This window comes from Wolbachia endosymbiont of Mansonella ozzardi, from assembly GCF_020278625.1.
Lineage (GTDB): Bacteria > Pseudomonadota > Alphaproteobacteria > Rickettsiales > Anaplasmataceae > Wolbachia.
Map to the genome: position 1 here is coordinate 1 of NZ_JADAKK010000055.1, position 7,645 is coordinate 7,645.

The following is a 7,645-nucleotide window of genomic DNA, read 5'->3' on the forward strand; positions in this document are numbered from 1 at the left end:
GTTATAACTTTTTTCTACTTTCGTCTGTCCCCTTTCCGTGTAGTGGGATTGGTATAAGCAGAAAAAAAGGTAAAAATCGCTAAGGTGTTATCTAAGTAGCCAGATACTTGGATTTCCTAGTAGACTCAAGTTACAACAGCTGTGCGTCAAGTACTGGAATAACAGGAAAAGAGCGTTGATTAGATCGTTTGATAGCGGCCTAAGATCTTTCTCCAATCCAAGCTACTTGAATGGCTTCGAGTATTTTTTCGTTACAACGTTTTTCGTCATCGTCAAATCCTTCTAAACTCAAGACCTTTTTTTTAAGCTCAGTAAACCTGATATTAACTACATCTTCGCCTGGGAACTTTTTCTCTAAAGCTTCTGCGATGTCTTCTATATCAAACCATTTCATACTTCTTGAATACTCTACCAAACTAAATTGGTGCCCATGGGGAGACTTGAACTCCCAAGGTCGCAAAACCCACGGATTTTAAGTCCGCTGCGTCTACCGATTCCGCCACACGGGCTTTTTTTATTTTACCTGGAGTAGAACTCTACTACTAAATTAACTTCCATATCCGCTGAGTAAGGAACTTCAGAATATTGAGGCACTCTTAAAAACTTCACTGAATGCTCCTTACTGTTTGTTTCTAAATAGTCTGGAGCCTTGCGTTCTTGTTTTTCTACAGCTTCTACTACTATAGGGATCTTTACTGCTCTCTTTCCTATCTTTACTATATCACCAGGTTTTACTCGATAGCTTGATATATTAACCACTTCATCATTAACTGTAATATGCTCATGAGATATAAGCTGTTTTGCTGAATAAATTGTTGGCACAAGGCCAGAGTGATATAAAACAGAACTTAGCCTTGACTCTAAGATACCAATAAAATTATCAGCTGTGTAACCTTTCCTGTTATAAGCATCTAAGAATATACGCCTGAGCTGCTTACTTGAAATTGCATAATAAAACTTAAATTTTTTATGTGCAGCGAATTGCTTACCAAAATCAGATAATCTTTTAAACCCAAGAATACCATGCTGACCTGGAGGATATTTCCTTTTGTTTACTGGATCTTTTGCTCTACCCCACAAATTCATACCAAGCCTACGGCTGATTCTATACTTTCTATTGATAACAGTCGTCATATAAAAACTCTCACAATCTAACTCTAGATTATTAAGGATTTTAGCATTAAGTGTCAACTTGTTTTTGCCAGTTTAATCTCTTATACTTCACTTTTAAGTTTTTCTATTGACATATGAACCATCTACCTTTGGAATCTATGGCAAATGCTATACGCTTTTTATCAATTGATGCAGTACAAAAAGCAAACTCTGGGCACCTAGGTATGCCACTTGGTATGGCAGATGTTGCAACTGTTTTATTTGCTAAATATCTAAATCACAACCCTGACGATCCTAAATGGCTCAACAGAGACCGTTTCGTTTTGTCAAACGGCCACGGTTCAATGTTGTTATATTCAATATTATATCTGACAGGCTACATTAGTATAGATGAGTTAAAGAACTTCAGGCAACTTACATCCAAAACTCCAGGTCATCCAGAATTTGGTTTGACTCCTGGCATAGAAGCAACAACAGGCCCGCTCGGGCAGGGGCTTGCCACTTCAGTTGGCATGGCACTTGCTGAATCGATCCTTGAAAAGCAGTTTGGAATTAATCATTATACTTACGTAATGCTAGGAGATGGCTGTCTCATGGAAGGAATAAGCCATGAAACAGCATCACTTGCTGGACATCTCAAACTAAATAAGTTGATAGCTCTTTTTGATGATAATGACATCTCTATAGATGGCGCTACTAGCCTCTCTTGTTCTGATGACATAGAAAAGCGTTTTTCAGCTTATGGGTGGAATGTTAACAAAATTGATGGACATGACTTTAACTCCATATCGCTTGCAATAGAGCAAGCGCAAAAATCTGACAAGCCGTCGATTATTTGCTGCAAAACCATCATCGGAAAATTCTCAAGCCGTGCCGGTACATCTTCTGCTCATAGTGGTGCTTTTACGGAGGAAGATATAAAAAAGATGAGAGAGAAGTTAAATTGGAATCACGAACCATTTCATGTGCCAGAGAACGTAGAAAATGCCTGGATGGAAACAGTTGAGAGAGCAAAACAAAACTACGTGTCCTCGACCAGTAAAGAGTTGCAAAGAAGACTTGATAAGCGTTTACCAGGTAATATTGAGAGCGATTTGGCTAACATAAAGAAACAAATACACGAGGCAATGCCAAACGAAGCTACTCGATCTTCTTTCGGCAGAGTAATGGAACTTTTAACTGAGTCTATGCCAGAATTAATCGGTGGGTCTGCTGACCTTACTGGGTCAAATTGCACTAAATATAGGCACATGGAGGTAATAAACAGCAATGATTATAGTGGTTCTTATATCCACTATGGAGTGAGAGAGCACGCTATGGCAGCTTGTATGAACGGCATGACTCTTCATGGCGGAATTCTTCCTTATGGTGGCACTTTTTTGGTGTTTTCTGATTATTGCCGCCCTGCTATACGTCTTTCAGCCTTGATGAAACAGCAGGTCATATATGTAATGACTCACGACTCAATTGGAGTAGGAGAAGATGGCCCAACTCACCAGCCGATAGAGCATTTAGCCTCTCTTCGTGCTATACCGAATTTGTACGTCTTTAGACCAGCCGATGCAATCGAAACTCTGGAGTGCATTAGTATTGCACTGAAAAAAAAAGAGTCACCAGTACTTTTTGCACTTTCAAGACAGAATGTAAATTACATGCGCAAATTTCACTTTGATTCTCACCAATCTGCCAACCTATCAAAGTTTGGTGCATATACCCTGTGCGAATATTCAGGAAAGCTAGAAGTGACGATATTTGCAACCGGATCTGAAGTTCAAATTGCAATTGAAGCAAGGAAAAAATTGCAGGAAAAAGGTATAGGCACAAGGGTTGTTTCTATGCCATGCTGGAGACTTTTTGACGAGCAAAGTGATGAGTGTAAAGCAGCAATATTAAATAATGACAGTATTAAAGTTGCAATTGAAGCTGGAAGTGAAATGGGTTGGCATAAATATATAGGCTCAAATGGTATATTTGTTGGCATAAAGAGGTTTGGAGAATCAGCACCTTATGAAACACTTTATGAGCATTTTAATATCAGTGCTGATCATGTAGTAAAACGTGTGTGTGAAAAATCGGTTCGCACTCAGTAGACCTTACATAACCATGTGAAATTCCAGTATCTGATGCCAGAAAAAAAGAACCGGCTTACTATATAATCAGTCTTTTGAATATTTTTCAGTACATCTGAGTAGGCAGTATATAAGAACCGCGATTGTAGAGCATATTATTGCTAATAGTAAATTTGATAAAATACCGTAAGAAAAGAATTTCCCTACTATATATACTCCGATGGCTCCGAACATCATATTGCAGAATGAGAGAACTGCACTACCGAGTCCTATACTTTTGGTTGTTTCTAACGCAGAGGTTACATTATTGCTTATTACTAATGCGAGACCTATATTGCTTGGAATCCAAACAGTTTGAAGGACAAACACGTTTAATCTGTCTATGGAGTAAAAATATATCAGCAAACTCTCGGGTATTATTGGCAACATCAAACCTATTATTAACATCTGGCTAACCCCTATTTTTGGTACATATCTTCTGTTAATCAAAGTCCCAATTATGTAAAATGTAACTATAATTGATATTAGATAACCGAAATATTGTACTTCAACACCCATAGACTCAAATATGAAAGGGTAGTTAGCAATATACGCCCAAAGCCACATGAAAGTTAACCCATGGATAGCTGCGAACCCAAGGAAACGATGATTTCTAAATATTGATATATACTGTTTGGGAATATTGACTATTACACTAGTTATACTGGTTTCACTTTTACTTATAGTGAGTGTTTCTTGTAATTTAAAGTAAATAAAAACAAGCATAATAATTGCCGCGAGTGATATAATAAAAAACAAAAATTTCCAACTGTATCCACTTGAAATTATATAACTGCCTATCACTGGAGCTATCCCTGGTGAAAGCGCTACTGCCATATTTAACTTTGAAATTACTCTTGAGTATTCACTACCTGAGTATATATCCCTTATTGCTGAATACCCAACTACTCCTGCAACACCAGCCCCTATTCCTTGTATAAAGCGAATGAGTATTAAGAGTACAATACTGTCAGCTATGTAACATGCAATACTTGCCAAAGTAAAAATTGCCATACCAATCAGCATGATTGGACGCCTACCATAATGGTCAGATAGTGGACCATAAATTAACCCGGATATCGCAAATCCAACTAAATTTAAGCTGATTGTAAGCCGTACCACATGGCCTTCTACTTCAAAATAATGGGCAATGCTCGGTAGTGCAACTGAATACAGGTCAGTTGCCATATCGGCAACTGCTACAGATAATATCATGATAAGAGAGATAATATTTCGTATTGCCACTAATGAGTTCGCTGAGCTATAAAAGTTTTATTATAATACATTTTCCTTATTGGTTACATTAATTTAATCAAGTGATCGACATCTCCACTTAACATCTTCGGGCTTAATTCTTTCTGTTCCTGGAACGTTGCGCTTCTTGATAAGGCCAAATGGCAATTTCTTCTATCTTACTCTTCCATGATTAGTTTTGCTAACTCTTGAACTGACTCCTTGGTAACCTTAGCTAGCGCCTAGTAAGCTGATGTGAAGTTTTTGGATAAGTGCTACGTAATGTCTGAATCTGCCATAAGTTTTACCAAAGCCTATGACTATAGTTAGTGTACAATATTTTTTTTTTAATTCAATAGAAAACGGATCAAGAGAAGGGGCTGTATAATATATATCTATTGTATAATTTACTTATGTAACTTAATGGAAAAGTGGTTATTGAAGGGTGTATTGTATTGATTATCTTCAAGGCCTCTTTGTAAATGGTGTCTCCATGACCTGCTGCAACAATAATTACTGCATGCTCTTCAATATTTACAATACGATAAACACCAACTCCTAGCCTTCTATGCCCTTTAAAGCTGTGATATAGTGGTTCACCAAGGTTCAATGATCTCTTGTGAGCCGATTGTGTATTGTATCCATAATGTTTGGCTGTATTCTTCTCGGAAGGTCCGGAAGATTTTTCTTAATAACGTTCTTTAAGAAGGTAATAGTTTATTCCAATCTAAATACTCACTTCTAACCATTTCTGCACCTTTAACATCAACCACAAGGTAACAAAAAACCTTCCATTTCGCGCTCAATTGCTTCTTTAAATAGCCTTTCTGCTAGCTTTCGAGCGGGCTACTTAGTGAGCTCGACTAGTTTAGCAAAGTGCTGCAAAGTTTTTTTACTGAAAGCTACATTAGCGTTTGCCATAAGCTTTACCAAAGCCTAATGCTATAATAATTATATAGTATTTTTTTTAATTTTTCAATAAAAAAGACGATAGTTTTTTTAGTATTTTGCTGATATACAGGAAGAATTTTTATCTGTTTCAATAAAAATTTGAGAATGTACTTGAATTGACTTAACTTGTAATAAATGGCACAAAATTGAGTATAATATTGCAAGACATGATTAAAAATTAAGAAGGTATTACAGCAGCAGAGTACTGGATATACTTTTATGATAAAAGGCGCTCAACGATTTTACGCAATGCCTAAATAAAAATCGAGAATGGTATGGATAAATCACAATTAGTTAAAGAGGTGTTCGATTCCGTAGCAAATCGCTACGATGTCATGAATGATATAATGAGCCTTGGAATGCACAGGCTATGGAAGGATAAGATGGTAAATAGTGTGCATTTTACAAAAAACTCTAAGGTTTTGGATATCGCTGGAGGAACTGGAGATATAGCAATAAGAATAGTGAGAAGAGAACCAAGTGCTCAGGTCACAATATGTGATATAAATCAAAATATGCTAAGCAGAGGCCGTGATAAAGCTATAAATGCAAACCAGCTTAATTTTAATTGGGTGTGTGCAGATGCAGAAAGCTTACCGTTTGAAGATTTCAAATTTGATTACTGCACAGTAGCCTTTGGCATTCGAAACGTTTCTGACCGCAAGAAGGCTTTAAGTGAAGCATATAGGGTATTAAAACCAAATGGGCAGTTTGTCTGCTTGGAGTTTGCCCCTATGCACTATCAAAATGAAATGTTCAGCAAATTTTACGACTTGTATTCATTTAAAGTAATTCCCAAAATTGGTAGCATAGTTGCTAAAGATAAGAGTCCCTATGAATATTTGGTAAAAAGCATCAGAGAATTTCCAACTCAGGCTGAGTTTAATTTTGAAATTGAAGAAGTGGGCTTTAAGGATGTTGAGTTTCATAATATGAGCTATGGAATAGTGGCATTACATATTGGAACAAAATGAACATTAAACTCTGGTATAGAACACTAGATTATTATCTCGTTATTCCAGTAGTTCTTTTGCTGACCATAAGCTTCGTTCCTATTCATTCAGCAAGTTCCGTAATTGCACAGCGTCTTTCTTTACCGCAAAATTATTATACAGCGCCATGTAGTTTATATAGTTCTGTCACTGGTTACCTTAGTAGTATTTTCTTTTCTTAATATAAAAACCATACTTAACCTTTCGTTTGTGGGTTTTGCTCTGTTTATTATTCTGATGGCAGCTGTGGTAATACTTGACATGGAAACAAAAGGGGCGAAATGATGGTTATATATTGTCAAAATTCCAATTCAGCCATCTGAGTTTGTAAAGCCATTTTTTCTGTTGTTATAGCTGGTGTCTTGGCTATCGGCATGAAGTTTAAAGTTTATATGTCAATCATAATATTTCTGTTGATTTTTACATTGTACTTTTACATCCTGATTTCAGTGTGTCCATACCTCTGACATATTCTTTTACCTGCCAAATGTTTATTGCGTGTACACCACTTTTATACTTTGTATGTATATTAGGAATAGTCATAACTGAAATTGCTACGGCTACTTGTATTTTCCACATATAAAGCAAAGGATTTACAATTTTCTCTTTAATTTGTACAGCGCGATAATCTTCAAGTTATAAAATTATTGAAAGCACTCAAAAAAGGCCAGTTAACCGGTGTTGGCTCTGGTGAAGGTAGCGTCAAAATCTTTCTTCCTGATAGTCATACAGATTTTGTATTTTCTGTTCTAGCAGAAGAATTTGGTTTGGTTATGTGTTTAGCCAAATTGATTTTGTTTGGCATCATTTCTGCTTGCTTACTCTATGTCCATATAGAGAAAGTGAATTATTCAATCTGCTGGTAATTTTCGGTATTTCGATTCAATTTATCGCACAATTTATAATAAACATAGGGATAACGTTAGGCATTTTCCCACCGCTGGTATAATTTTACCATACTGAGCTATGGTGGCTCTTTCCTTTCATCTTCAAGCATTGCTCTTAGCGTAATGCTGTCCCTTAGTAGAAACCAAGCTCTTACACTAAAATTCTGTAAGCGTATTGCGTTTAGAAATAATATAGGCTAGTGGTTAGGGCTACCCAACCTGAATGATTATAACTGCATTAACACTGTGATTCGAACCTACTAGGAGGTTGTCATCCAAGTAGCCCCTTCTCTTGTCATCCAAGTAACTTTTTTCGTCATTCCAGCAGTTGATACTAGGATCTACTGTCTAAAACATCAAG

At 36.6% G+C, this 7,645-nt stretch carries 6 protein-coding genes, 1 tRNA gene and 1 pseudogene; 3 read left to right on the forward strand and 5 right to left on the reverse strand.

Going from position 1 to position 7,645, the window contains the following annotated elements:
• Nucleotides 1-199: 199 nt before the first annotated feature.
• The 3 genes from iscX to rpsD all read right to left on the reverse strand — a co-directional run bounded on the left by iscX (nt 200) and on the right by rpsD (nt 1,134).
• Nucleotides 200-394 (reverse strand): Fe-S cluster assembly protein IscX, encoded by a 195-nt coding sequence (gene iscX / locus IHO40_RS04915; RefSeq protein WP_225537032.1) that lies wholly within the window; start codon nt 392-394, stop codon nt 200-202.
• Nucleotides 395-422: 28 nt separating this feature from the next.
• A tRNA-Leu gene (locus tag IHO40_RS04920) sits at nt 423-509 on the reverse strand.
• Nucleotides 510-519: 10 nt separating this feature from the next.
• Complete coding sequence (rpsD, locus tag IHO40_RS04925) at nt 520-1,134, reverse strand: 30S ribosomal protein S4 (protein WP_225537033.1); 615 nt, start codon at nt 1,132-1,134, stop codon at nt 520-522.
• Between the two features lie 113 nt (nt 1,135-1,247).
• Here rpsD and tkt point away from each other — a divergent pair, with 113 nt between their 5' ends.
• Nucleotides 1,248-3,203: a transketolase gene (tkt, locus tag IHO40_RS04930; protein WP_225537034.1), complete on the forward strand. Its 1,956-nt coding sequence runs from the start codon at nt 1,248-1,250 to the stop codon at nt 3,201-3,203.
• A 66-nt stretch (nt 3,204-3,269) separates the two neighbouring features.
• Here tkt and IHO40_RS04935 read toward each other — a convergent pair whose 3' ends face one another.
• Together IHO40_RS04935 and IHO40_RS04940 are read right to left on the reverse strand one after the other, a co-directional pair.
• Entirely contained in the window at nt 3,270-4,466 is a 1,197-nt protein-coding gene (locus IHO40_RS04935; RefSeq protein ID WP_458695347.1) for a multidrug effflux MFS transporter, read from the reverse strand.
• A 355-nt stretch (nt 4,467-4,821) separates the two neighbouring features.
• Nucleotides 4,822-5,064 (reverse strand): type II toxin-antitoxin system RelE family toxin, encoded by a 243-nt coding sequence (locus IHO40_RS04940; RefSeq protein WP_225537035.1) that lies wholly within the window; start codon nt 5,062-5,064, stop codon nt 4,822-4,824.
• A 616-nt stretch (nt 5,065-5,680) separates the two neighbouring features.
• Here IHO40_RS04940 and ubiE point away from each other — a divergent pair.
• Both ubiE and IHO40_RS04950 read left to right on the forward strand, forming a co-directional pair.
• Nucleotides 5,681-6,379, forward strand: coding sequence for a bifunctional demethylmenaquinone methyltransferase/2-methoxy-6-polyprenyl-1,4-benzoquinol methylase UbiE (gene ubiE, locus IHO40_RS04945; protein ID WP_225537036.1), 699 nt, complete (start codon nt 5,681-5,683; stop codon nt 6,377-6,379).
• 653 nt (nt 6,380-7,032) lie between these two features.
• Nucleotides 7,033-7,263, forward strand: a pseudogene (locus IHO40_RS04950) (FtsW/RodA/SpoVE family cell cycle protein); the annotation flags it as partial.
• Nucleotides 7,264-7,645: the final 382 nt, after the last annotated feature.

Bases quoted from the DNA above. Each gene is read 5' to 3' on its own strand.
- tkt (WP_225537034.1), top strand. From the start codon at position 1,248: ATGAACCATCTACCTTTGGAATCTATGGCAAATGCTATACGCTTTTTA.
- iscX (WP_225537032.1), bottom strand. From the start codon at position 394: ATGAAATGGTTTGATATAGAAGACATCGCAGAAGCTTTAGAGAAAAAG.
- ubiE (WP_225537036.1), top strand. From the start codon at position 5,681: ATGGATAAATCACAATTAGTTAAAGAGGTGTTCGATTCCGTAGCAAAT.
- rpsD (WP_225537033.1), bottom strand. From the start codon at position 1,134: ATGACGACTGTTATCAATAGAAAGTATAGAATCAGCCGTAGGCTTGGT.